A 21,856-nucleotide genomic window follows, 5' to 3' on the forward strand; every position below is an offset into this window, starting at 1 on the left:
CTGAAAGCCCGTCTGCCCGCGTCCGGAGCGCGCCATGAACGAATTCGACATTCACGCGCTGAAGGCGCACATCCTCGAAGCGAGCATAGGCGTTCTTGAGGCGCAGCAGGCAAGCCGCAGCCCGTCTGCACGCGCCCGCCTGAGCGCGATCGATGAGTCTCTCAACAACGCCTTGCTCGTGATTGAGAAGTACGCGCCTAGCCAGTTAGTGCGGCTGCCGTCGCTCCAACAGCCGTAACCGCAGCTCATACACGCAATCGGGCTCGACGAAGCCGACAACGCCGACCGCCATCCCGTCCGTGCGCCCGGTGCGCAGCAGCCAGCCGTCGCGATGCTCTTTCACGAGCCGACGCGGAGCGCGCAGCGTCCGTCCCTTCGCGTCGAGCGCGGGGTTCATGTATGCGTTCATGTGGATCCTGTAGGGAGGGAAGGGCACGAGCAGGAGGGCGCGCGCACGTTCGCCGGGCTCATCGAGTCATCCGGGGTAGCGCAGCCGTCGAAGGGCTCGCCCCTTCCCTATGATCGTCAGCCCGCCCGCAGCTCGCGGACGGCCTTCGCAGTGCGCAGCACGGATCGGAAGAGCGCGAAGGCGAGTTGAACGCCCGTCGCGCCTACGCCGAAGCCTGCGCCCATCTGTACCGCTTGCCAGAAGCTCATGGCCTCATCTCCATCACGGCCGCGAGGATACGCTTTGCGGCGAACTGCCCGAGCGGCTCAAGGTGACGGGCCGCCCGAATCTCGCGTTTGTGCCAATCGTCGTCAGCCGCTTGTCGAGCAGCGCGAATTCCCGCCCACATCGCCGCGCCATAATCCGGCGCCAGAGGACGGCGAGAGCGGGCCAGCTCGCGAGCGCACCAGTCGATCGCGGGCGAGCGCGCCGGATGCTCCGGAAATGTCTCGCATTCGATCTTGACCACGACAGACATGCCCCGCGGACACTCCATCGAATAGCCTCGCACCAGGGCACCGCCCATATGCTCGGCGAGAATGTCCATGATCTCGTGCAGCGTGAATTCTCGGCTGATCCTCATAGCCTGAACCTTTCCGGGAACATGCCCGGCAGATTTCGCACGTACTCGACCGCTCGCCAACAGGCGATTGCAGTCTCGACTGTGATTTCGGAATCGCGCGGCAGAACGCGCCCCTCATCGAGCGTGTTCAGCGCCTCGCCGATCCCGTGCGTGCAGTCGTGCAGGCGCGGCACGCTGCGATCGATGTCCGCTTGGAGCGCCTGGGCGGTTTGGCGTGCCGTCGTCATCAGTGCAGAGGATACGGGCTGTCAACGAGCTGGATATACCGTGCAGGCGATCGGAGCAAGCCGAATTTACTCGCGGCGGGCGGTGCCTCGGCGGCAGCAGTCGGCGCGAAGTACTGCTCGACCTGACTGGCGAGCAGCAAGAACAGGCCAGTATGGCCGCCGATGAGCAGCCCGAGCACGCGGCGCACCTCACGCATGTATGTGTGGGCGAAACGGGCGTCACACGCGACGATCAAGCGCGTCATCACGATCATGTATGCGAGCTTGAGCGTGCGCACCGCGTTGCCGTGGCCTTCTTCGCAGACATCCGCGATCCGCTCACGCTCGATCGCCATCCGCTCGGCACGGTTCGCCGTCGACATGTTCTCGTAGCCGTAGTGCGACGCATCGCGGACGAGCATCGCCACGGCCGGGCCGAAGAAGTGCTCGACCATGCCGAGCGGCACGTCGGTATCCGTGTGGATGTCGAGCAGCCAGCCAGCGGCCACCAGTTCGGGTGACGCACGATGCACCGCGAGCGTGTTCGCGATGTCTGCGTGCCGCGAAATCATGTCGCGCCCCGTGTATTTGCAGATGCTACCTGCGCGCGCAGCATGTGCAAATGCGCGGGCCTTCTCGACAAGCTGATCCATATCGACCTCTTTGGCGAATCGTCGCCGGTTGTGCGCCATCAGGCGCGGGGATTACGCGGGCACGTAGGCGGCAGGATCCACCGTCACGCATTCACCCGGATTTCTGCCGCGATCGACGCCGCGCTCGGCCTTCTCGCGCTGCTTCTCGCGTTCCTTATAGCCCTGTTCGTCGCCAGCCTCGGGCGCGTCGAGCACGGGCGCCATGCAGGCAATCACGACGGCCTGTCGCACCGGGTCGCCGTTGAAGCACTGTTCGGGCGCGATCTTCCCGTCGAGCACCTGACCGACAAGCCGCGACACCCGCTCGCGGTAGTCGGGCGACTCGAATTCCCATTGCAGCAATCCGCGCTCGCCCTGGGCGCGCGCCACTTCGTGAAGGATTTTTGCTACCTGCGAGGGATTCATTGCGCCGCGGCTCCTACGTGGTGAGGGTGGAAAGCGAGCAGCCCATGAGCGCCGAGCGGAACGCGCCCCGTCGTCGGGAAGCCCGCAAAGTGCATCGCCGCGTGGAAGCGCTCGCCGAACACGCGTCGCCAGTACTCCGAAATGCGCGCATACATGAGGGTTTCTCCTAACGAATGAACAGCGAAAATTCCTGTTGACTGTCGAATACCTAAACGGTAGTATTTGAGACATCGACAACGCACACGGGGCACGACATGAACACGCAAAACCTGATCGCCTGGATCGACGGCCACGACACCGCAGAGCCGACCGTCGACAACGGCGACGGCACGCTGAACGTGTCGTGCATCGCAGTCGACGCGAAGGGCGGCGTGTTCACCGAGTACGCAACGATCCCGGCAACGCTGAAGGCCGCGCGCGACTGGCTCGGCTATTGATCAACTGCCCACCAAGGGGAACGACATGACGCACCAAAAGCCGCAGATCAAGCCGACCCGCAAAGAATTCCTGCGCCGCGAAATGCTGGCGTGCGCACACGAAGCCCGCGCCGCTCGCAAATGGGGCGAGTGGTTCGCGTTGCCGGGCTGGAATGAGGCAGCAGCAAAACGCCTGTTTCAGCTCGGCGGCATGGCCGCACGCTGGTAAGGCAGCGCGCAATGAGATCCCTTCCGCTCGTCGGCGGCTTCCATGCGGGGCCGCTGTTCGAGATCCGCAAGACGCGGCCCGCCAAAGCGCCGGGCGGCAAGAAGCGCAGCACACTTCGCAGCCGTCAGGAGCGCCGAGCGACGCCGCCTTGGGTCGACCACGCCGCGATCGAAGCGCTGCACGAAGAGGCGAGACGCCTCACGCGCGAAACCGGCGAGCTTCACGTCGTCGATCACATCGTGCCGCTGCGTGGCAAGACCGTTTCCGGCCTGCACTGGCACGGCAACATGCGCGTCATCCACTGGCGCCCAAACGCAAGCAAGGGCGCGCTCACGTGGCCCGACATGCCTTTCGAACAAATGGAACTTTTATGCGACCAGACCTCGACGACCTGAGCAAAGAAACGCTCGTCAACATGCACAGAACGATATTCGGCAACGCTGGCGATTACGCCCGGCGCCCGAAATCGTTCTACATCACCTCGCTCGACAAACGCGGTAGCGCAGAGCTGGCAGCCGCACTCGAAGCGAACAAACCGGCGCCGCGCAAGGTGTCGCAAGCCGTCCTCGACAGGCGAGCAACTATCGAGAACGCGAAGGAACTGCACGCCATCGCTCGGGCGCTCGTGTCGTGGGGGAAAGACCTGATCCACAACCCGGAAGCAGTCATCACGCTACAGCAGCGCGCAGCGAAGGCGATCGGAGCATCACCGTGAACGACGACGCAGACGATTACGACGAAACGCCCCTCACGAACGAGGAACGCGACGAAATCGCCCGCCAAAAAGCGGATGATCGGTATTGGAACGATTGAGACGTGCGGGGGCGACGGGCTCGGCGCCGCATGCGGGCCTGCAGGAAGCCCCCGCTATCTCACTTACCTCTAGGCCCGCTCACCGCACGAAACGTCTCGCCGGGCGGTGCGCAATAGCGCGGCGAGGGGAGTCGATCTAAGGGATTGGGTAGCCCGACACACAGACGGGCAATCGTAGTTTTAACGTCACATGGACACATCAAGCGCGTTCGCGCGTTTCCGTCACTTCATGAAAACCTCGACATCTGGTTTTCTATTGTGTGTGCAGCCGTATTCGCTTATCTGAGATCGGTTTGTGTCGATCGACGCTACTTCATAGCGCACCCCGCTGTCGCATGTCGTTCGCCGGTTCTGGCGATTATGAAGCCCCTTGGAAAGCCCGCCGCGTCGCCTTGCGCGTCCTGGCACGCACAAGACAGCGACAGGTCGAGCATTGCACCCGGAACAGCGGGCTTCCCAAAGGGCGCCCCTTACGAGGGCGAGGCGGCCCGATGCTCGCACGTAGCGGCGCGCAAGTTACTCGGGACTTGTTTGGTGGACGCAGAGGGAATCGAACCTCTCAAGTCCCCTGAGGGATCCGGTTTTACAGACCGGGGCGCTTCCACTTACGCGCTATACGTCCAAACTGGAGCGGGCGACGAGAATCGAACTCGTGTGAACGGCTTGGAAGGCCGCTGCCTGACCATTCGGCCACGCCCGCAGAAACGAAAAAGGGGCGAGCATCTTTCGAGTGCTCGCCCCTACAAATCTGTCCGTCTCATCTTTTGCGTACTACTGCCACGGTAGTCAAACTATAGTGGACTCGTTCCACCCCGTCAACATATTTATATCGTAATGATAGTATTTGCTCGCACGGCTCGCTCGATGCCCGCAAGCACCGCCGCCCGCTCTTCCTCCGGGATGGCTGAAAGTAATTTGATAAATTCGGATTCGCTCGCTTCCCCGCGTGGCGCCTTGCTTGCTCCAATCGCCGACGCTACCCCGTCATTCGTTCTTCTTTCACTTGTAATCGTGGTTACAGTTTGCACTTCTGCCCTCGCATGTGGTTGCCGTCTCTTCCAAACGGTCTGAATATAATACCAATTAGATAGTATACAAGCAACAACAGTTTGCATACGACGCAAAGTTTGCCGCGCAGTCAGGGATTACTTTGCTCCAGTGCGGAGTTTCGCGGCGAAAGCTTTCAGCAGCGCAGCCTGGGCATCGGTCGGCGACTCGCGATACAACTCCAGGGCGGCAGCAATAAAAGCTTCTTCCTCCGGCGATCGCGTCGACGTTTCGTCGTGGACATGATCCATCCATCCATCCGGCAAACTTAGCCCATGCTCGAACTTCCGGGCCATGCGCGCCCCGATCGGCTTGTATCCCGTGTTGATGTGTGACATGTAAGCCTGGGAAACGCCTATCTTTTCAGCGAACCGTTTTAGCATCCCATGTTCGGGCGCTTCCTCTGGGCCGCCGGATTCCGCCCGGACTGCCTCTTTGAACCGCTCGAACAAGAATTCGTAGTTCCGCCGTCGAATCTCGCTGATGTCCATTCTTCACTCCAAGTGAACTCAAAAGGGGAGTATTTTACACAAGCAAGTTACCATAAAGGTACTATATTGGGGATGGATTGGCGGATTGAGGCAGGATGGTTGCTGCGGCCCTCCGTAAAATGCTACCATATGGGTATATTTCCAACGGGAGGGAACCCATATGGATGCTATGGCATTTTGGAAGGCGGTAGGGTCAAAAAAGGTCGTCGAAGTCTGCGATGCAGCGGAGACGACATTCCCGTATTTCAAGCACATCGCGCACGGTCGGAAAAGACCGAGCTATGACCTTGCGAAGAAGCTGTCGGAGCACGGCACGCGCATCACTGGGCAGACGATGGACATCATAACGCTGCTCGAAGGCCCGAAGAGGGGCGCGGCATGATTGTCCGCTCGAGACAGAAAGACCGCGGCTTTTACATGCTCGACAACGTGCTCGCCAACGACCAGCGCATTTCGTGGTCGGCGAAAGGCATGCTCGTTTTCCTCCTCGCGAAGCCGGATAACTGGCGCGTCTCGGTCGAGGCGCTCGTGAACTTCACCAAGCCATCCGCGCGCCCTACGGGGCGTGACGGCGTGTATTCGATCATCAACGAGTTGATCGGCGCCGGGTACATGTCGAAGCAGAAGAACTGCGACGGCAGCCTCGATTACATGGTCTACGACGAGCCGCAAACGTCCGACCAGGAAGGCGCGGGGCCTCATCCGGAAAATCCGGATCAGGCAGGGGACACCCAAATCCGGGAAATCCCAAACAGGGAAAAGCCAGATCCGGAAAATCCGACACTAGATAATACTGACTCTAAGAAAAAGACTGTAAAGGCTTCTAGAAACACTGAACGCGCAGAGCGCTTCGATGCGCAAGCGCATCTTGTGTCGATGGGCGTTGAAGCCAAGGTGGCGGATGACTGGCTGAAGACCCGGAAGGCGAAGAGGCTGGCGCCGACTGTCACGGCATTCGAAGGCGTTGCGCGCGAAGCCGAGAAGGCGGGTATCTCGATGGCTGAAGCCGTGAAGTACGCATGCGTGCGAGGCTGGGGCAGTTTCAAGTCTGACTGGCTAACGAACGATCGACCGGCTGCCGCGCAACCGTCGCGCTCGACCGGCGCCCATAGCGTCAGAGGTAAGGACTACGGGCAGGGCGTTGACGGCTCGGGGATGCTGCTATGAACGTGCCGACCTTGTTTTGCGAGAAGCACGGCGAATACCCGGCTCGCTCGATTTCGATCGGGCGGTTGGTGCTCCGCCCGAGCAAATGCCCGAAGTGCGTCGCCGACGAAGACGAGCGCGAGCAACGTGAGCGCGTAGCAAAGGAAACCCGCGCGCGACAAGAACGCCTCGAACGCCAGATCAAGCAAGCTGGTATACCGCACGGCTTTCTCGATCGCACGTTCGAGAGCTACATCGCCACCGAGCCGAGCCAGCAAAAAGCTCTCGACACGACCCGTCGCTTTGCAGGCGGCTTCGACCGATATGCGAAGAAGGGGACGATGCTGGCGCTGTGCGGCGGCTTGGGAACCGGCAAGACGCATCTTGCAATCGCCGCCGCACAGCACGTTTCCGCGTCCGGCCACACGGTCATGTACACGACCGCAATGGACATGGTGACGAAGCTGCGCGATGCGATGCGCCAGGATTCGCCAATTGGGCCGGGTGCGATGCTGGACGTCATTGGATCCGTTGACCTTCTGATCGTCGACGAACTCGGCGTACAGAAGCTGTCGGATGACGTTCAAACGCACCTGTTCAATGTCTTCGATCGGCGGTATCGGGACGCTCGCCCGGCGCTACTTCTCAGCAACCTGACCGCAACTGAACTCGGCGCATACGTAGGCGATCGCATCGCCGATCGTCTACGCGAGCGCGCCGCGTTTATCTCGTGCGACTGGCAATCCTACAGACGCCAAGCGAGAGACATCGGCGACCTTCTCTGACCGAATCAACCTAGGGGCAATCCATGATCGCAGCTACTAGCATTGAATCCTATTTAGCACTACGAAGAGAGGGGCGCGAGAAAAACCAGCTTCTCGTCGTGCTCAACCATTTGAAAGGGAACCCGCTGAAGGGCTTCACGCGGAATGAGCTTTCCAGAATCCTTGGCCTGTCGATTCAGTCGATTTGCGGCCGGATCGGAACGCTAAAAGATGAGGGACTCGTCGTCGAAGACGAACCCCGCAAAGACCCGATCACCGGCCGATCGGGCAAGCCCGTTCGAATCGCCCCCGACCTCCTGACGAACTGACCGAGAAGCCATGAGCCAATACCCGTTTCTGAGCGTACACAAAGCACTCGAAAGCACTTACAACACGCTCGCCGTATGCGGCGTGAAATGCCCGGCCTATGGCGTCCCTACGTCGGCTAGCACCGTCACCGAAAAGGTGTCGCTAACCGATCGACTCGCCCAGGCAGTCTGGATCGCGAAGGCAGTCGGCGAAGCACTGGCGCCGCACCATTCGGCATGGGTGACATGCACATACGACGGCGCAGGGGCGGCCCGAGACGCGTCGCTCGATTTCCTTTCCGGATTTTTCAATAAGGCGCACAGGAACACGGCGCTCGTGCGCGCTGTCATCAAACGTGAATTCGAGTTTGGGGAAACGTACTGCCGGAGTCTTGAGGACATCGCGAACGAGGCAGGCGTCGGGAAAACTACCGTCTTCCGGGTAGCAAAGCGTGTCCAGGACGAAGTGGCGGCACTGCGTCGTGAAACCGTCGACATGCTGCGTCCGGCCTTCCAGGCGCAGGGCTGGCTGCCCCCGCAGCGCGAGGCGATAAAAAAATAGTCAAAGGCGCAAATTTTCTTCTTGCTTAAATGCTACCGTGCAGATAGTATTCATACCAACGCAGCACGAACCACACGGGAGCACACGAAATGAGCGTAACCCCCTTTGACGACGTACTGAGAAGAAGATCCGGCGCGGCCTTCGCGTCGCGCCGGGAAAGCGACCGCAGCGTTGCTCCGCAGTGGGAATGCGTCGGAAATTATATCTTTCCGGGAGAGTTTCCGGTTGACGCGCGGATGGTTGAAATGACGATCGCGGCCCGCGCGCATGGGCTCGCAATTCTGGATTCCGCAATCGCAGCGCACCGCGCGGCCAAGTCTTCGGAAACGCTCGCCGCACTCGATGAAGCGCTCGCGAATTCGCTTGCGATCGATCGTCAAGTTCAACTCGCTAAATCGTTCGTCGACTATCTGTCACTCGCTCGCGACGTGTCGGAAGAGTGCAAGGGCAACGGAGTTTGGCTCCACGTCCTGAGCCGTCGGGCGACTCAACTGCTCGGGCGGATTTTCAAATGAGCCGGGTTATCGAGTGGATCGCGTGTGCCGCATTCGCGATCTTCATCGCGGCGATTGCCGCACACGACTCGCTCGGGAGTTGGCATGGATGACGACGACGGCGACAACAGGCGGCAGGAACAGGACGAACGAGAGCAAACGGAACTGACGGGAGCACACGAACATGGCAACGGTAACTTTCATCCTCGGCGAATCTGGCACCGGGAAAAGCACGTCGATGGAGAACCTCGACCCGACGCAGACCCTTTTGATTCAGTCGATCCGGAAGCGCCTTCCGTTCAAATCGACGAAATGGGGCTACCTGACGCGCGAGAACACGAGCGGAAACGTGCTGTGCATGGATGACGCGCGAAAGATCATCGACGCAATGCGTCGCACGCGTCGCCCGATCATCGTCATCGACGATGCGCAATACATCATGGCGAACGCGTTCATGCGCCGCAGCGAAGAGCGGGGATTCGACAAGTTCACCGAAATCGGTCGCGACATGTGGGAAATCATCACCGCCGCGAACGACCTGCCGGAACACGTCCGCGTGTACGTCCTGAGCCACGTCGAGACAAGCGACGACGGGCGCACGAAGATGAAGACGATCGGACGGATGCTCGACGAAAAAATCTGCCTCGAAGGCATGGTGACGATTGTCCTGAAAACCGACGTACTGGATCACGATTATCGGTTCGTCACGCAGAACAACGGACGGACGACGTGCAAGAGCCCGAAAGGCATGTTCGAGTCTGACTCAATCCCGAACGATCTCGCGGCCGTTGATAACGCGATTTGCGAGTTCTACGACATCCACGCAACGGCTTAACCACAGGAGAACGAGCCATGTACGCAGTCACACGAGAGAGCGCCCAAGCCGCACGCGAAGCGGAGAATCGCACGAACTTCGTCAACGAGAAGGGCAAGTATGTCGGTCAGTTCACGAAGGCCGAGCGCATCGTCGCAAGCACCGGAACGGAAGGGATCGGATTTTCCTTCAAGGGGCATGACGGCGTTCTGTCGAATTTCTCGCTCTACACCCGCAAGAAAGATGGCGAGCTTCTGCGCGATTACGGCATCGTCGTGTCGATCATGACGGTCCTCGGGATCCGGGAGATTCAGCCCAAGCGCTCGAAGATCCAGGAGTATGACAAAGAGGCGGGCGGCGTCGTCGAGCGGGACGGCGAGCAGTTCGTCGACCTGCTCAACAAAGACATTGGCTGCCTCTTCATCATGGAAGAGTACGAGCGCGACGGCGGCGGAACGGGATGGGGCGCACGCCTTAACGCCGTGTTTCGCTCGTCTGACGAGCTGGTGGCGAGCGAGATTCTCGACCGCAAGACTCGTCCGGAAAAGCTCCCGTACCTGATCGAGTCGCTGCGCGATCGTCCGCTGAAGAAACGGACGAACGGCCATTCGCGCCCGGCTGGATCCCGCGGCGCAGAGGATGACTATTACGGCGGCCACGGCGGGGCACCGGACGACATTCCCTTCTAACGGGAGCAGATGAGTCGCGGCGGCTGATGCCGCCGCACATGGGAGGGCGGCGAAGTGGCGCGGTATCACGTGCGGTGCAAAAAGTGCGAAGCCAGAAGAGTTTTTAATCGGACTCCTGAGCAATACAAGCGAATTCCTAAGTGTCGGTCTTGTGGTCACGACGACTACCGGATCGACCCGTGGATGCAGCGACGGAACACCCGCGCGATGGGCTGCATGTGTGCGGGATACGCCTGGGGCGGCCTGATGTCCGGCGCGATGCACAGACGGGGTAGTAAGCAGTGCTGGTATCGCGCAAACGGAGAGCAGAGACACCCAGGCGATCCGGATTTTTACGACGAACGCTATCCCGCGCACGAGAACGAGGCAAACGAACATGGAAACGACGACAACGACGGCAGTAACTTTGACGGATCTTTCGGCATTCGATCCGGTCACGATGGCGCTCGAAGAGCTTCGCAAGCGGCATGAGGGCGTCATTCACGACGTGAAAACCGCCGCGGGCATGGCAGCATGCCGCAAGGACCGAGCAGAAGTGAAAGGTTATCGACTGCGCGTCGAGGACATCCGGAAAAAACTGAAAGCTCCGATTCTCGAAGCTGGCCGAGCTGTCGACGACAAGGCGGCGACCATCACGACGGAGATTGCGTCGCTCGAAACGGCATACGATCAGCAGATCAAGGCCGAAGAGCAGCGCAAGGAAAAGGAAAGGCGCGATCGCGAGGAAGCGGAGCGCAAAGAGCGTGAAGCCGCATTGCGCGCGGAGCGCGAGAAGGCGGAAGCAGAAGCGGCAGAGTTGCGCCGAAAGAACGAAGAGCTGCAAGCGCAGCTCGCCGCAGCGACGGCCGCGCAAGCCGCGCAGGTAAAGCCGGTCTATATCCCGCCCCGAGAAAACGAAGCGCCGCAAGGGTGGGCGACGACAGAGACGAGCGTCGAGGAAGACGCTCCGCCGCATCCGCGAGTCGCCGCACATGTTCCCGCGGCTCACGACGCTGATTTGCTCGATCTGGTGGATACGAAACCGTTTGATCGGGCCATGTCTGTCGTGCGTAATTCTGACATGCACGAGCACGTACCCGCGCAACAGCCAGCACAAGGCGGCCTGCCGACCGCGCAGCAAATCGTTGACGCACTCAGCGAAAACGCGAAGCGGTACACGAACATCCGCCACGTTTGCGCCGTCCTCGAAGCAATCCGAAAAATCGAGGCCCGAGCATGAGCGGCGAGAAACCGAATATCTGCGAGGCGTTGCGCCTGATCCGCGTCTACCACGACCTGAAGCAAAAGGAAGTGAGCGCACGAACGGGCGTCGTCGAACCGACGATTTCGATGCTCGAAAGCGGCAAGCGCCAGCCGAGCGTCGAAATGCTTCAGAAGTACGCTGACGCGTTCAGCGTGCCGATGTCGTCGATCCTGTTTCTCGCCGAGCAGCTCGCAAGCCCGCCGATTCAGCGGCCCGTTAGCAAAACGATTCACAAGACGGTTATCCAAATTCTCAACTGGATCGCCGACAAACACGAACAAGGAACGCAGCCATGAATGACATCAACGAACTCGTCGCCGGAAATCGAGAAGTGATTCGCAGCGTCGCCACGGGCCGCCCGGACGCTTACATGATCCCGCTCGGCATCGTCCGAATCCGAGAAGGGTTCAACGATGCACGAAAGGCTGATCCGGACTACCCGGCGCACGTGCGTGAAATCGCCGACTCGATGAAGGCTAACGGCTGGCTGCGTCACAAGCCGCTCGTCGGCGTCATCACGCCGGAAGGGCTTGCCGTTCCCTCGGACGGCCACTCGCGATACGAGGCCGCCTTGCTCGCAAACAGCGAGGGCGCGGGGATCGAGCAGATCCCGTTTATGCCCGAGCAGAAGGGCACGAACGAGGACGATCGGATTTTCGGCCTGATCCTGAACAATAACGGGAAGCGCCTGACGCCGATGGGCGAGGCGATCGTCATCAAGCAACTGATCGGCCGCGGCATCGCAGAGAAGGAAATCGCCCGACGCACCGGCTACTCGATCACGAAGGTGCAAAACGCCCTCACGCTCATTGCGGCGCCGACGCAGATTCGCGACATGGTGTCGGCTGGCGAGGTTTCCGCGACGACAGCAATCAAGACGATCAAGGAACACGGTACGCATGCAGTCGGACAGCTCCAGGAGGCGAAGGAAACGGCCGCCGCGGCGGGAAAGACGCGCATCACCGGAAAGCACTTGGGCGAGCCGAAGCCGAAGAAACCGCACGCCGATACGGCTCGGCTCGATTTCCTGATCGAAACCGGGGCTTACATCAAGCAGATTTCGGACGATCCGCAGTATGCGGTTTTCGATAAGAACAGCTATCCGATGTTCCAGGCAGGGAACCCGCGCAACGCGATCGACGCGGCGATCGAATACAACAACCAATCGAACAAGGAAGCAACCGAATGAATACCGCAGAACTCCTGATCCGCTCACAACAGTGTCTCGCGAAACTTGGCGAAACGATGTGCAACGGCTGTACGCCTGACACCGCGGCGCTCGCACGCGAACACATGAAACTCGCTACAACGCTTGTGCATGCGGTCGACCGTGAGCGCCGCGAAACGGAAGAGCGTGAACGCAACGCGGAGCGGGCGCGCCAGCGACTTTCGGCGTAAAAAATTCGCCGCCAAATACTACCGTGAAGGGCGTATTTGGCATATGATAATCCCCACACGGTAGCACATCGAACTCATCGGAGAAATCAATGAACACGCGGCCCGAAATTCACCTCGACATCGAAACCATCCCGGCGCAGAACCCCGAACTCATCGAATCGATTCGACAAGGCCTGAGCGCTGATTTCAAGGCGCCGTCCGATATGACAAAGGAACGTGCGTGCGCAGAACTCGGCATGACGGACCCGAACGAAATCAAGTTCACGTCGAAGGCGCGCGCGCTCGAAATGTGGGTCGAGCGTTTCCGCGACGAGAAACTCGAAGAGACGGTCGAGGCAGAGTATCGCAAAACGTCGTTCAACGGAGCGCTCGGCCAGATCGCCGTTTTCGGCCTCGCGCTCGACGATCGCGATCCGCAAATGTTCTATTCGCCGAACTGGCAAGATCCGGATGCCGAGCGAGGCGTCATCGCCGAGGCGTTCGAGTTTATCGCCGACACGTTCCACCCGGAATCGATGCGGCACCCGATCTTCATCGGCCACTACATCAGCGGCTTCGATCTGCGTTTCATTTTTCATCGCGCTGCCATTCTCGGCATCAAGCCGCCGTCGTTCATTCCGTTCCATGCGCGCCCTTGGGATGACACGATCTTCGATACGATGACGCAATGGGCGGGCCACAACGGCACGATCAAGCTCGACGCGCTCTGCCGTGCCCTGGGCGTTCCCGGAAAGACCGAGGGCATGGACGGCTCGCAGGTTTGGGACTACGTGCGTTCCGGTCGCATCGCAGAGGTCGCGGCCTACTGCGCCGACGACATCGACGCGTCGCGAGCCTGCTACAAGCGCATGACGTTCCAGCCGCTTCCGGCTCCGACGTGCTCGCAGATTCCGGAAGGCGAATTCGCTTTCTAACCGTGGAATCGCAGAAGCACATCGCGGACTGCCGAAGCCGATTTATGTCGGCAGTTCGCGAGGGCAGAAGAGGGCACTACGGCAGCGCGAGCCAGATAGTCGAGTCTGTTCGCAGAGCTAGAGGCGACGCCGCCGCCGAGATTGCCAAGCGCGAGTTGTGGGCGTACATCCGAAGCGAGAAACCTGCATGACTAAAAGAAGAGCATTGAGCGTGCCGCTTGAGCATGACGAGCAAGTGGCGTTCATCAAATGGGTTCGGCTCCAATACCCCGATTTGCTCGTATGGGCGAATGCAAACGGCGGCAAGCGGGCCAAACGAACGGCAATTCTCCTGAAGCTTGAGGGAGTGTTGGCCGGTGTCCTCGACATGACCGTAGCCCGTGCCCGCGGGATCTACCACGGCATGTACATCGAAATGAAGCGCCGCAAGGGCGGTTCCGTCAGCGACGAGCAGAAAGACATGATCGACGCCCTCCGAAAGGAGGGCTATCACTGCGTCGTGACGAAGGGATGGGAAGAGGCCGCGCAACGTCTGCGCGAATACATGGAACTCGGCGAGCCGATCTATGGAAAAGCAGACATTCAGACTCTGTGACAGCAACAGACAACAGGCCGCGCAAGCGTTCGTCGACGCGCCGGACGGCTGGCATTTAACCCTCGCCCCTCCAACGCGATCCCTCGATCAAAACGCACTCCTGCACAAGCTCTTCGACCTCGTGGCGAAGCAAAAGAAATTCATGGGGCGTGTTCTGACGCCTACTCAGTGGAAAGTGATTTTCGTCTCGGGGCATGCGACAGCAACGGGGCACGGAGCGGACATGGTTCCAGGGCTCGAAGGCGAGTTTGTGAACATCCGCGAATCCACGGCTCAGATGGGCGTGAAACGCATGGCAAGCCTGCTTGAATACGTGACGGCGTGGTGTACGCAAAACGATGTGCGGATCCCTGCGGGACGAGGCTATGACGGCCTGAACATTTGACCGTAAATACTACCAAAAAGATATATTTCGAGTAATATTTATACCGCGTGAGGTGAGATTGGCGAAGAAGCAGGCACCGGCAGCAGAGCGCAGATATATGGGGATGGTCGCGTCGAGAGGGTGCGCGGCATGCAGGCGACTCGGGTTCAACGTGGACGACATGCAGGCAGCCGTTCACCACCGAGTTAGGGGGCGGGGAGGATGGGGGCGATCGAGCAACTATCAGACGTGCGGCCTATGCGGACATCACCATCAGCATAGCGGCGAGGGGGTTCACGACATGGGCGACGACGAGTATTTCGCCCATTTCGGGTTCCGAGAGATTGACTTGATACGGGACACGCAGGCCGCGCTAATCGAATTCGTGCCTGCGTCCGAAAGGGTATAAAGATGAGTGGCGCCGTAACCGAACACGAACTGCTCGAAACGATGGTCGAGGGATACAGTTACCGAAGAAGCGACGTTACTTCGCTACTGTACGATAAGCCGAAAGCAGCGGTACTCGACGCGCTCGAAGCGCTCGTGAAAAAGGGATCTGTTTGGCGCACGTATGTAGGCGGACGGTTCGAATACATCCGTCTCACGCTCGTCCAGCTCGCGGACATGGCGCAGCGTAAAGCGGATCAGAGCGACACGCCGGAATGGATGGGTAAGGCCCTGACGGGTTACGGGGACTGGCTCGATCGACACCACGCGCTCGCTATGAGCACGCGCCGAACCGCGTGAGGCGAGAATGAACACTGCATTTTTGCTGATGGCGCAATTCGGCGCACGAGCAGTCATCCCGATTGAAGACGTGCGCCGCGAATATTTCCCGCACCTCGACCTGAACAAGTTCCAGCGAAAAATTAGCTCGGGAGAGATTGCGCTCCCGATCGTGCGAATCGAGGGGAGCCAGAAGGCCGCGCGCGGCGTACATCCGCAAGACCTTGCCGAGTACATCGACAAGCAGCGCGCCGCGGCGGTCAAGGAACGGAATCAACTCTGCGGTCTGACGTAGCCGAGCGGCAATTGCGGGAGTGGCGCGATAATGTCGAGCCATTCCCAGGTCGCGTACTTGTCGCCGAATGCGTGAATGTGGGCGTACCGCTTCAGGTGCGTCCAGGTCTTGTGCCCGGACATCATTGAAACCTCGGGGATACTTTTCCCCATTTCGAACAGCCGACTTACCCCCTCGTGCCGCAGGTCGTGGAATCGCAGATCCTTGATCCCAAGCTCGACGCACGCCTCGTGAAATTCGATCGTGACGGTGTTCGCATCAAGATCGAAAACTTCCCCTTCAGAGATCGCCGGGGCGGCCCGTAGAATCCGGAGCGCTTCGAACGTCATATCGACCCAAACGTGATTTCCGATTTTCTTTTTCGGGTCTTTCATGTCGAATACGAGCAGGCGGCATCCGGCCTGATCGACATCCTGAACGGTCATGCGCACGATTTCGCTGCGGCGCCGCGCCGAGAAGATCGCATAGAGGACGATGAGGTGATACGGGGCCGCTTTCTGATTGCGGAGCCATTTCTCGTACATGCGCCGGACAATGTGCGTCACCTCGTCGAGGGTCGGGCGCCGATCCCGGCGAACCGACGTGCCGATGACACCAAGCTCTGAAAGAACGTCGATCGCCTCGGCGATGGTCGCCTTGGCGAGCGGGAACCCCCATGCCGGGCGCGCGATCTTGAAAATAGTTTTGAGGTGGCTGAAGTATCCGGCGACGGTGACGGGTGCTAGGCCAAGTTCCTCACCGAACTTCACGAGAGCCGTGCTCGTCACCTCGGAGCACCGCAGCTTCGCGATGTCCTTTTTCTCGATCAATTCGAGCGCCTGTTTCTTGCTCTTGTCGAGTTCGAGGCGCGGTTGATCGAGAAAGCGCCGAATCGCGGCCGCGAGCGGCGGGTCGTCGGCCTTCGCTGCTTCTATGGATCCCGGAGCGGCAAGCTCGGAGTCACGCTTTTTCCCCCAGGCGACAGCCGCTTGGCGTCGATCGAAAGTTTGCGTTTCCTGGTGAACTATCTTCCCGTCCCGGCGCACCCTGACCTGAACCTTGTAAGTCGTTGTACCATTTGCGTTTGTTCGTGGCGTAACCGTAGCCATTTGCTTCCCCGTTGTGTGCCGCGGGCAGACGGAGCGGCGAACTACGCTCTACCCGTGGCACACATTCTGGCACACTGGCACACTCGGGACAATGCTCCATGCTACCGAAATGGGCTAAAATAGACCAAACTAAATTCACTCAGAGTCAACGTTTATGGGCGCACCTCGAAAATACGCTACCAAATCAGTAGGTTGCGGATGGGGGTCTAAGGCGCCGTAAACGGGTATTATATGGGTCTTACCTGAGTCACGTTTCCATGTCCCTACTGAAGAAATGCGCCGCGACGATCGTGGCGCTGGCCGTCGTTGTGGCCGCTGCCGGCGCGGGCGGCGGGTATTACTGGGCAACCCGGCCCCTGCTGCTGGGTTCGGCATCGCTCGACGTCACGATCAAGCCGCGCAGCAGCGTGAAGAGCGTCGCGCTGCAGTTGAAGCGCGGCGGCGTGCCGGTCGAGCCGCTCGGCTTCGTCGCGATGACGCGCGTGCTCGGGCTGTCGAGCCGGCTCAAATCCGGCAACTACGAATTCAAGACCGGCATCACGCCTTACGAGGTACTGAAGAAGATCGCGCGCGGCGACGTGAACGAGTATGTCGCGACGGTCATCGAAGGCTGGACCTTCAAGCGGATGCGCGCGGAACTCGACTCGAATCCCGATCTTGCGCACTCGACGGCCGGCATGAGCGACGCCGAGCTGCTGCGCGCGATCGGCGCGTCGGAGAGCGCGGTGCAGCGCGGCAGCGGCGAGGGGCTGTTCTTCCCCGATACCTATCTGTTCGACAAGGGCACGAGCGACCTGAACATCTACCGGCGCGCATACCATCTGATGCAGACGCGTCTCGACGAGGCCTGGGCCGCGCGCGTGCCGGGCCTGCCGTACAAGACACCTTACGAAGCGCTGACGATCGCGTCGATCATCGAGAAGGAAACCGGCCATGCGGCCGACCGCGCGTTCGTCGCAGCGGTGTTCGCGAACCGGCTGCGCATCGGCATGCCGCTGCAGACCGATCCGTCGGTGATCTACGGGCTCGGCGATCTGTACGACGGCCGCCTGCGCAAGCGCGACCTGCAGGCCGACACTCCTTACAATACCTACACCCGGCGCGGGCTGCCGCCTACTCCAATTGCGTTGCCCGGCGTGGCCGCGCTGCAGGCGGCGATCAATCCGGCACAGACGAGCGCGCTCTATTTCGTCGCGAAAGGCGATGGCACGAGCGTGTTCTCGGACACGCTCGGCGACCACAACAAGGCCGTGGACAAGTACATAAGAGGGCAATAATGGCGAGCGGTAAATTCATCACGTTCGAAGGCATCGACGGGGCGGGGAAGACCACCCACCTGCAATGGTTTTGCGAACGCCTCCAGGGCAAGCTGGCTGCGGCCGGCAGACAGGTCGTCGTCACCCGTGAGCCGGGCGGCACGCAGCTCGGCGAGAAACTGCGCGAGATCCTGCTGAACCAGCCGATGGATCTCGAGACGGAAGCGCTGCTGATGTTCGCCGCGCGCCGCGAGCACCTGGCGCTCGTGATCGAGCCGGCGCTCGCGCGCGGCGACTGGGTCGTGTCAGATCGCTTCACCGATGCGACGTTCGCGTACCAGGGCGGCGGCCGGGGGCTGCCGCGCGACAAGCTCGAGACGCTCGAGCGCTGGGTGCAGGGCGGTTTCCAGCCCGACCTGACGGTGCTGTTCGACGTCGCGCCGCAGGTTGCGAGTGAGCGCCGCGGCGCCGCGCGCATGCCCGACAAGTTCGAAAGCGAGTCCGACGCGTTTTTCAAGCGCACGCGTAGCGAATATCTGCGACGCGCGGAAGAGGCGCCGCACCGCTTCGCGATCGTCGACGCGACGCAGACGATTCCCGAGATCCGCCAGCAGCTCGAACGCGTGCTCGCCGCGCTGTAATTCGCAAGGAGCGCACCCCATGATCTATCCGTGGCAGACCGACGACTGGAACCGCCTGCAGCAGCTGCGTGCGCAATGGCCGCACGCGCTGCTGCTGCATGGGCAGGCCGGGATCGGCAAGCTGCAGTTCGCGCAGCATCTCGCGCAGGGCTTCCTGTGCGAATCGCCGCAGCCGAACGGCGAGCCGTGCGGCACCTGCGCGGCCTGCACCTGGTTTTCGCAGGGCAACCATCCGGACTACCGGATCGTGCTGCCCGAGGCGCTGGCGGGCGAGGCGCCGGGCGCCGCTGACGACGCGAAGGCGGCCGACGCGGACGAAGGCGGCAAGAAGACGCGGGCACCGAGCAAGGAAATCAAGATCGAGCAGGTGCGCGCGCTGCTCGACTTCTGCGGGGTCGGTTCGCATCGCGGCGGCGCGCGCGTCGTCGTGCTGTATCCGGCCGAGGCACTCAACGTCGCCGCGTCGAACGCGCTGCTGAAAACGCTGGAGGAACCGCCGTCCGGCGTCGTGTTCCTGCTGGTGTCGGCGCGTATCGACCGCCTGCTGCCGACCATCATCAGCCGCTGCCGGCAGTGGCCGATGACCGTGCCGGCGCCGGACGCGGCCGCGGCCTGGCTCGCCGCGCAGGGCGTCGACCATGCGCCTGCGCTGCTCGCCGAGGCCGGCGGCGCGCCGCTCGCCGCGCTGGCGCTCGCGAGCGACGAGAATCGCCCGCTACGCGACTACACGCTCGGGCAACTGGCGGCCGGTGCGGCTTGCGACCCGTTCGCGTGCGGCGAGACGCTGCAGAAGCTGCCGGTGCCGCTGGTGCTTGGCTGGCTGCAGCGCTGGCTGTACGACCTGCTCGCACAGCGGATGGCGGGCACGCCGCGCTACTTCCCGATGCACGCGGCGGCGCTCGCGCGCTGCGCGGAAGCGGTCGATGCGAACGCGTTCGCCCGCTTCATGAAGGCCGTGACGCGGCAGCGGACGGTCGAGAACCATCCGCTCAACGCGCGGCTCGTATTCGAGGAATTGTTTCTCGGCTATCGGGAAATATTCGCGTGAGCCCGAATTGTTTCGCATGGATTGCGAAACGAAGACGGGCTCTCACCACGACGCGACCGTGGCCGGCCGGCCCGCGAACGCCACCCGTTGCCGCATGCCGGTGCACGCATGAGCAACCGCCTTACGAATTCAGGAAACACGATGTTCGTCGATTCTCACTGCCACATCAATTTCAAGGGCCTGGCCGACCGCCTGCCGGCTGTTCTCGAGAACATGCGCGAGCACGACGTCACGCACGCGCTGTGCGTGTCCGTCGATTTCGAGACGCTGCCGGAGGTCCTTGCGATCGCGGACGCGCACGACAACGTCTATGCATCGGTCGGCGTGCATCCCGATCACGAGGACGCGCGCGAGCCGACGCTTGCGGAGCTCGTCGAGCTGGCCGCGCACCCGAAGGTCGTCGCGATCGGCGAAACGGGCCTCGACTACTACCGTCTCGAAGGCCGCTCGATCGACGATATGGAATGGCAGCGCGAACGCTTTCGCACGCATATCCGCGCGGCGACCGCGACGATGAAGCCGCTGATCATCCACACGCGCTCGTCGTCGGAAGACACGCTGCGGATCATGGCCGAGGAGCGCGCGGACGTGCCGGGCGGCGTGATGCACTGCTTCACCGAGCCGTGGCCGGTGGCCGAACAGGCACTCGCGCAGAATTTCCATATCTCGCTGTCGGGCATCGTCACGTTCAAGAACGCGACCGACGTGCAGGACGTCGCGCGGCGCGTGCCGCTCGACCGGCTGCTGATCGAGACCGACTCGCCGTACCTCGCGCCGGTGCCGTATCGCGGCAAGCCGAATGAACCTGCGTACGTCAGCCATGTCGGACGCTTTATCGCATCCGAGCGCGGGATCGCCGTCGAGGCGCTCGCCGATGCGACGACGCAAAACTTTTTCCGGCTGTTCAAGATCGCCCGCTGACGACGTGCGCGCAGCCGACAACCCAGGGAAGGAGCCCACAACAATGACGAAGCCGACCAACCATCTGCCGAAACGCGTACTCGTTGCCGCCGCGCTTGTCGCGAGCGGCCTGTTCGCGACAGCCGGCGCGCATGCCGAATCGCTCGATGCGATCGTCAAGGCCGTCAAGTTCGACGACATCGCCGACATCGGCCAGCAGCTCAAGAGCGGCAAGCTCGATCCGAACACGGTCGCGCCGAACGGCGACCCGCTGATCGTGATCGCCGCACGCGAGAAGTCCGACAAAGTCGCGGCGGCGCTCGCCACGACGCCGAACGTCGACCTCGAGAAGGAAGACAAGGCCGGCGAAAATGCGCTGATGCTCGCGTCGCTGAACGGCGACGTCGGCCTCGCGAAGCTGCTGATCGACAAGGGCGCGGAAGTCAGCAAGAAGGGCTGGGCGCCGCTGCACTACGCAGCGACCAACGGCCAGGACGCAGTGGTGAAGCTGTTGCTCGACCACGACGCGTATATCGATACCGCATCGCCGAACGGCACGACGCCGCTGATGATGGCCGCACGCGGCAACCATCCGTCGACGGTCACGCTGCTGCTCGACCAGGGCGCCGATCCGCAGGTGAAGAACCAGCTCGGCATCACCGCGCTCGAATTCGCGAAGCACTACAACGCGCCTGACGCGATCGAGATCCTGAGCAAGCGGACGACGCGTATCGGGGCATCGACGCCGGCAGATGCGCAAAAGAGTGCAAAATAGCGGTTTTCGGTGCGGCAGACGGTGCCCGCGCGGCCGGATTCCGGCCGGCGCAGGGCGTCCCGGCGCCGCGCCGGCCAAGGCAGCAGGCGGTCTCGGGCCGCATTGACATAAGGAACACCATGTTGCGCGCAATGTTTTGTGCCGCGGCGTTTGCCGTGCCGTTGTCGGCCGCGGCTTTCACGGGCGCTGATCTCGACCGGCTGTGCGCGAAGACGGACGTGAAATCGCGGGCGTCGTGCGCGGCCTACATCGAAGGCGCCGCCGACGGCGTCTACAACACCATCGACGCGATCGGCGGCACGACGGGGCCGCGGGTCGGCCAGTATTTCTGCCTGCCGCCCGACATCCGGGCGCAGCAGATGACCGACGCGGTGCGCAAGTACATCGCGGAAAATCCGAAGCTGGCCGACTACAACGCGAGTACCGCGGTGTCGCTCGGTCTCGGCAAGGCGTTTCCCTGCAGGAGCGGCAGCTGACCTGACGCCGTGTCCGGGTCCGCGCGTGGCCCGGGCGTCGCCGACGCATCCAGGACGAGGCGCGCGCGC

General features: G+C 61.6%; 36 protein-coding genes and 2 tRNA genes. 28 read left to right on the forward strand and 10 right to left on the reverse strand.

The window, feature by feature from the left end; all coding sequences use genetic code 11:
* Positions 1-34 precede the first annotated feature (34 nt).
* The gene (locus HWX39_RS19960; protein ID WP_175969648.1) at positions 35-238 is read left to right on the forward strand and encodes a hypothetical protein; all 204 of its coding nucleotides are present in this window, start codon (positions 35-37) and stop codon (positions 236-238) included.
* On the opposite strand, the gene HWX39_RS19965 is transcribed toward HWX39_RS19960, so the two are convergent.
* The 6 genes from HWX39_RS19965 to HWX39_RS19985 form a co-directional block, all read right to left on the reverse strand.
* Positions 206-397, reverse strand: a complete 192-nt coding sequence (locus HWX39_RS19965; RefSeq protein ID WP_175969649.1) for a hypothetical protein — start codon at positions 395-397, stop codon at positions 206-208. The two genes, HWX39_RS19960 and HWX39_RS19965, sit on opposite strands and share 33 nt — an antisense overlap.
* A gap of 128 nt (positions 398-525) precedes the next feature.
* Positions 526-657, reverse strand: a complete 132-nt coding sequence (locus HWX39_RS36670) for a hypothetical protein (RefSeq protein WP_279613095.1) — start codon at positions 655-657, stop codon at positions 526-528.
* Positions 654-1,031, reverse strand: a complete 378-nt coding sequence (locus HWX39_RS19970; protein ID WP_175969650.1) for a hypothetical protein — start codon at positions 1,029-1,031, stop codon at positions 654-656. The genes HWX39_RS36670 and HWX39_RS19970 overlap by 4 nt, the downstream gene beginning before the upstream one ends.
* Complete coding sequence (locus tag HWX39_RS19975; protein ID WP_175969651.1) at positions 1,028-1,258, reverse strand: hypothetical protein; 231 nt, start codon at positions 1,256-1,258, stop codon at positions 1,028-1,030. Before HWX39_RS19975 ends, HWX39_RS19970 begins: the two co-directional genes overlap by 4 nt.
* On the reverse strand, positions 1,258-1,929 hold the full coding sequence (locus HWX39_RS19980; RefSeq protein ID WP_347879582.1) for an HD domain-containing protein: 672 nt from the start codon (positions 1,927-1,929) through the stop codon (positions 1,258-1,260). Before HWX39_RS19980 ends, HWX39_RS19975 begins: the two co-directional genes overlap by 1 nt.
* A gap of 12 nt (positions 1,930-1,941) precedes the next feature.
* The gene (locus HWX39_RS19985) at positions 1,942-2,295 is read right to left on the reverse strand and encodes a hypothetical protein (protein WP_175969653.1); all 354 of its coding nucleotides are present in this window, start codon (positions 2,293-2,295) and stop codon (positions 1,942-1,944) included.
* 254 nt (positions 2,296-2,549) lie between these two features.
* Here HWX39_RS19985 and HWX39_RS19990 point away from each other — a divergent pair, with 254 nt between their 5' ends.
* From HWX39_RS19990 to HWX39_RS20005, 4 genes are read left to right on the forward strand one after another with little or no spacing between them, the layout of a single operon-like run.
* Complete coding sequence (locus HWX39_RS19990) at positions 2,550-2,732, forward strand: hypothetical protein (protein WP_175969654.1); 183 nt, start codon at positions 2,550-2,552, stop codon at positions 2,730-2,732.
* A 25-nt stretch (positions 2,733-2,757) separates the two neighbouring features.
* Positions 2,758-2,940 (forward strand): hypothetical protein, encoded by a 183-nt coding sequence (locus HWX39_RS19995; protein ID WP_175969655.1) that lies wholly within the window; start codon positions 2,758-2,760, stop codon positions 2,938-2,940.
* Positions 2,941-2,951: 11 nt separating this feature from the next.
* Entirely contained in the window at positions 2,952-3,335 is a 384-nt protein-coding gene (locus HWX39_RS20000) for a hypothetical protein (protein WP_175969656.1), read from the forward strand.
* Positions 3,311-3,655 (forward strand): hypothetical protein, encoded by a 345-nt coding sequence (locus HWX39_RS20005; RefSeq protein ID WP_175969657.1) that lies wholly within the window; start codon positions 3,311-3,313, stop codon positions 3,653-3,655. Before HWX39_RS20000 ends, HWX39_RS20005 begins: the two co-directional genes overlap by 25 nt.
* A 630-nt stretch (positions 3,656-4,285) precedes the next feature.
* Here HWX39_RS20005 and HWX39_RS20010 read toward each other — a convergent pair.
* The 3 genes from HWX39_RS20010 to HWX39_RS20020 all read right to left on the reverse strand — a co-directional run bounded on the left by HWX39_RS20010 (position 4,286) and on the right by HWX39_RS20020 (position 5,291).
* Positions 4,286-4,375: transfer RNA gene (locus HWX39_RS20010), tRNA-Tyr, on the reverse strand.
* A gap of 4 nt (positions 4,376-4,379) precedes the next feature.
* Positions 4,380-4,453 (reverse strand) — tRNA-Gly (locus HWX39_RS20015).
* Positions 4,454-4,898: 445 nt separating this feature from the next.
* Positions 4,899-5,291 (reverse strand): helix-turn-helix transcriptional regulator, encoded by a 393-nt coding sequence (locus HWX39_RS20020; RefSeq protein WP_175969658.1) that lies wholly within the window; start codon positions 5,289-5,291, stop codon positions 4,899-4,901.
* A gap of 160 nt (positions 5,292-5,451) precedes the next feature.
* On the opposite strand from HWX39_RS20020, the gene HWX39_RS20025 reads away from it, so the two are divergent.
* The 17 genes from HWX39_RS20025 to HWX39_RS20110 all read left to right on the forward strand — a co-directional run bounded on the left by HWX39_RS20025 (position 5,452) and on the right by HWX39_RS20110 (position 15,603).
* The gene (locus HWX39_RS20025; protein ID WP_175969659.1) at positions 5,452-5,673 is read left to right on the forward strand and encodes a transcriptional regulator; all 222 of its coding nucleotides are present in this window, start codon (positions 5,452-5,454) and stop codon (positions 5,671-5,673) included.
* Positions 5,670-6,458 (forward strand): hypothetical protein, encoded by a 789-nt coding sequence (locus HWX39_RS20030; RefSeq protein ID WP_175969660.1) that lies wholly within the window; start codon positions 5,670-5,672, stop codon positions 6,456-6,458. The genes HWX39_RS20025 and HWX39_RS20030 overlap by 4 nt, the downstream gene beginning before the upstream one ends.
* Positions 6,455-7,222, forward strand: a complete 768-nt coding sequence (locus HWX39_RS20035) for an ATP-binding protein (RefSeq protein WP_175969661.1) — start codon at positions 6,455-6,457, stop codon at positions 7,220-7,222. The genes HWX39_RS20030 and HWX39_RS20035 overlap by 4 nt, the downstream gene beginning before the upstream one ends.
* Positions 7,223-7,245: 23 nt before the next feature.
* Positions 7,246-7,530, forward strand: coding sequence for a helix-turn-helix domain-containing protein (locus HWX39_RS20040; RefSeq protein WP_175969662.1), 285 nt, complete (start codon positions 7,246-7,248; stop codon positions 7,528-7,530).
* Positions 7,531-7,540: 10 nt separating this feature from the next.
* The gene (locus HWX39_RS20045) at positions 7,541-8,071 is read left to right on the forward strand and encodes a hypothetical protein (RefSeq protein WP_175969663.1); all 531 of its coding nucleotides are present in this window, start codon (positions 7,541-7,543) and stop codon (positions 8,069-8,071) included.
* Between the two features lie 89 nt (positions 8,072-8,160).
* Positions 8,161-8,586, forward strand: coding sequence for a hypothetical protein (locus HWX39_RS20050; protein WP_175969664.1), 426 nt, complete (start codon positions 8,161-8,163; stop codon positions 8,584-8,586).
* Positions 8,587-8,749: 163 nt separating this feature from the next.
* On the forward strand, positions 8,750-9,400 hold the full coding sequence (locus tag HWX39_RS20055; protein WP_175969665.1) for an AAA family ATPase: 651 nt from the start codon (positions 8,750-8,752) through the stop codon (positions 9,398-9,400).
* 17 nt (positions 9,401-9,417) lie between these two features.
* Complete coding sequence (locus tag HWX39_RS20060; protein ID WP_175969666.1) at positions 9,418-10,068, forward strand: hypothetical protein; 651 nt, start codon at positions 9,418-9,420, stop codon at positions 10,066-10,068.
* A gap of 376 nt (positions 10,069-10,444) precedes the next feature.
* The gene (locus HWX39_RS20065) at positions 10,445-11,287 is read left to right on the forward strand and encodes a hypothetical protein (RefSeq protein WP_175969667.1); all 843 of its coding nucleotides are present in this window, start codon (positions 10,445-10,447) and stop codon (positions 11,285-11,287) included.
* Positions 11,284-11,607, forward strand: a complete 324-nt coding sequence (locus HWX39_RS20070; protein ID WP_175969668.1) for a helix-turn-helix transcriptional regulator — start codon at positions 11,284-11,286, stop codon at positions 11,605-11,607. The genes HWX39_RS20065 and HWX39_RS20070 overlap by 4 nt, the downstream gene beginning before the upstream one ends.
* Positions 11,604-12,500: a ParB/RepB/Spo0J family partition protein gene (locus HWX39_RS20075; RefSeq protein ID WP_175969669.1), complete on the forward strand. Its 897-nt coding sequence runs from the start codon at positions 11,604-11,606 to the stop codon at positions 12,498-12,500. The genes HWX39_RS20070 and HWX39_RS20075 overlap by 4 nt, the downstream gene beginning before the upstream one ends.
* A complete protein-coding gene (locus HWX39_RS20080) occupies positions 12,497-12,709 on the forward strand; it encodes a hypothetical protein (protein ID WP_175969670.1) in 213 nt (70 codons plus the stop codon). Before HWX39_RS20075 ends, HWX39_RS20080 begins: the two co-directional genes overlap by 4 nt.
* A gap of 287 nt (positions 12,710-12,996) precedes the next feature.
* Positions 12,997-13,623: a hypothetical protein gene (locus HWX39_RS20085; protein ID WP_175969671.1), complete on the forward strand. Its 627-nt coding sequence runs from the start codon at positions 12,997-12,999 to the stop codon at positions 13,621-13,623.
* Positions 13,624-13,810: 187 nt separating this feature from the next.
* On the forward strand, positions 13,811-14,218 hold the full coding sequence (locus HWX39_RS20090; RefSeq protein WP_175969672.1) for a VRR-NUC domain-containing protein: 408 nt from the start codon (positions 13,811-13,813) through the stop codon (positions 14,216-14,218).
* Positions 14,190-14,603, forward strand: a complete 414-nt coding sequence (locus HWX39_RS20095) for a recombination protein NinB (RefSeq protein WP_175969673.1) — start codon at positions 14,190-14,192, stop codon at positions 14,601-14,603. The genes HWX39_RS20090 and HWX39_RS20095 overlap by 29 nt, the downstream gene beginning before the upstream one ends.
* A 390-nt stretch (positions 14,604-14,993) precedes the next feature.
* Positions 14,994-15,329, forward strand: a complete 336-nt coding sequence (locus HWX39_RS20105) for a hypothetical protein (RefSeq protein WP_175969675.1) — start codon at positions 14,994-14,996, stop codon at positions 15,327-15,329.
* A 7-nt stretch (positions 15,330-15,336) separates the two neighbouring features.
* The gene (locus tag HWX39_RS20110; RefSeq protein ID WP_175969676.1) at positions 15,337-15,603 is read left to right on the forward strand and encodes a pyocin activator PrtN family protein; all 267 of its coding nucleotides are present in this window, start codon (positions 15,337-15,339) and stop codon (positions 15,601-15,603) included.
* On the opposite strand, the gene HWX39_RS20115 is transcribed toward HWX39_RS20110, so the two are convergent.
* Complete coding sequence (locus HWX39_RS20115; protein WP_175969677.1) at positions 15,582-16,691, reverse strand: site-specific integrase; 1,110 nt, start codon at positions 16,689-16,691, stop codon at positions 15,582-15,584. The genes HWX39_RS20110 and HWX39_RS20115 overlap by 22 nt on opposite strands.
* A 257-nt stretch (positions 16,692-16,948) precedes the next feature.
* On the opposite strand from HWX39_RS20115, the gene mltG reads away from it, so the two are divergent.
* The 6 genes from mltG to HWX39_RS20145 all read left to right on the forward strand — a co-directional run bounded on the left by mltG (position 16,949) and on the right by HWX39_RS20145 (position 21,787).
* Positions 16,949-17,968, forward strand: a complete 1,020-nt coding sequence (mltG, locus tag HWX39_RS20120) for an endolytic transglycosylase MltG (RefSeq protein WP_175969678.1) — start codon at positions 16,949-16,951, stop codon at positions 17,966-17,968.
* Positions 17,968-18,588 carry a dTMP kinase gene (tmk, locus tag HWX39_RS20125; RefSeq protein WP_175955906.1) on the forward strand — a complete coding sequence of 207 codons (621 nt, stop codon included), beginning with the start codon at positions 17,968-17,970 and terminating at the stop codon, positions 18,586-18,588. Before mltG ends, tmk begins: the two co-directional genes overlap by 1 nt.
* Before the next feature lie 19 nt (positions 18,589-18,607).
* Entirely contained in the window at positions 18,608-19,636 is a 1,029-nt protein-coding gene (locus HWX39_RS20130; protein WP_175969679.1) for a DNA polymerase III subunit delta', read from the forward strand.
* 141 nt (positions 19,637-19,777) lie between these two features.
* On the forward strand, positions 19,778-20,557 hold the full coding sequence (locus HWX39_RS20135) for a TatD family hydrolase (RefSeq protein WP_175955909.1): 780 nt from the start codon (positions 19,778-19,780) through the stop codon (positions 20,555-20,557).
* Positions 20,558-20,600: 43 nt separating this feature from the next.
* Complete coding sequence (locus HWX39_RS20140) at positions 20,601-21,311, forward strand: ankyrin repeat domain-containing protein (protein WP_175969680.1); 711 nt, start codon at positions 20,601-20,603, stop codon at positions 21,309-21,311.
* Between the two features lie 119 nt (positions 21,312-21,430).
* Positions 21,431-21,787, forward strand: a complete 357-nt coding sequence (locus tag HWX39_RS20145; RefSeq protein WP_059506076.1) for a Rap1a/Tai family immunity protein — start codon at positions 21,431-21,433, stop codon at positions 21,785-21,787.
* Positions 21,788-21,856 lie beyond the last annotated feature (69 nt).

The sequence above is a fragment of the Burkholderia sp. BCC0322 genome (assembly GCF_902833045.1).
In the GTDB taxonomy this organism is placed as follows: Bacteria; Pseudomonadota; Gammaproteobacteria; order Burkholderiales; family Burkholderiaceae; genus Burkholderia.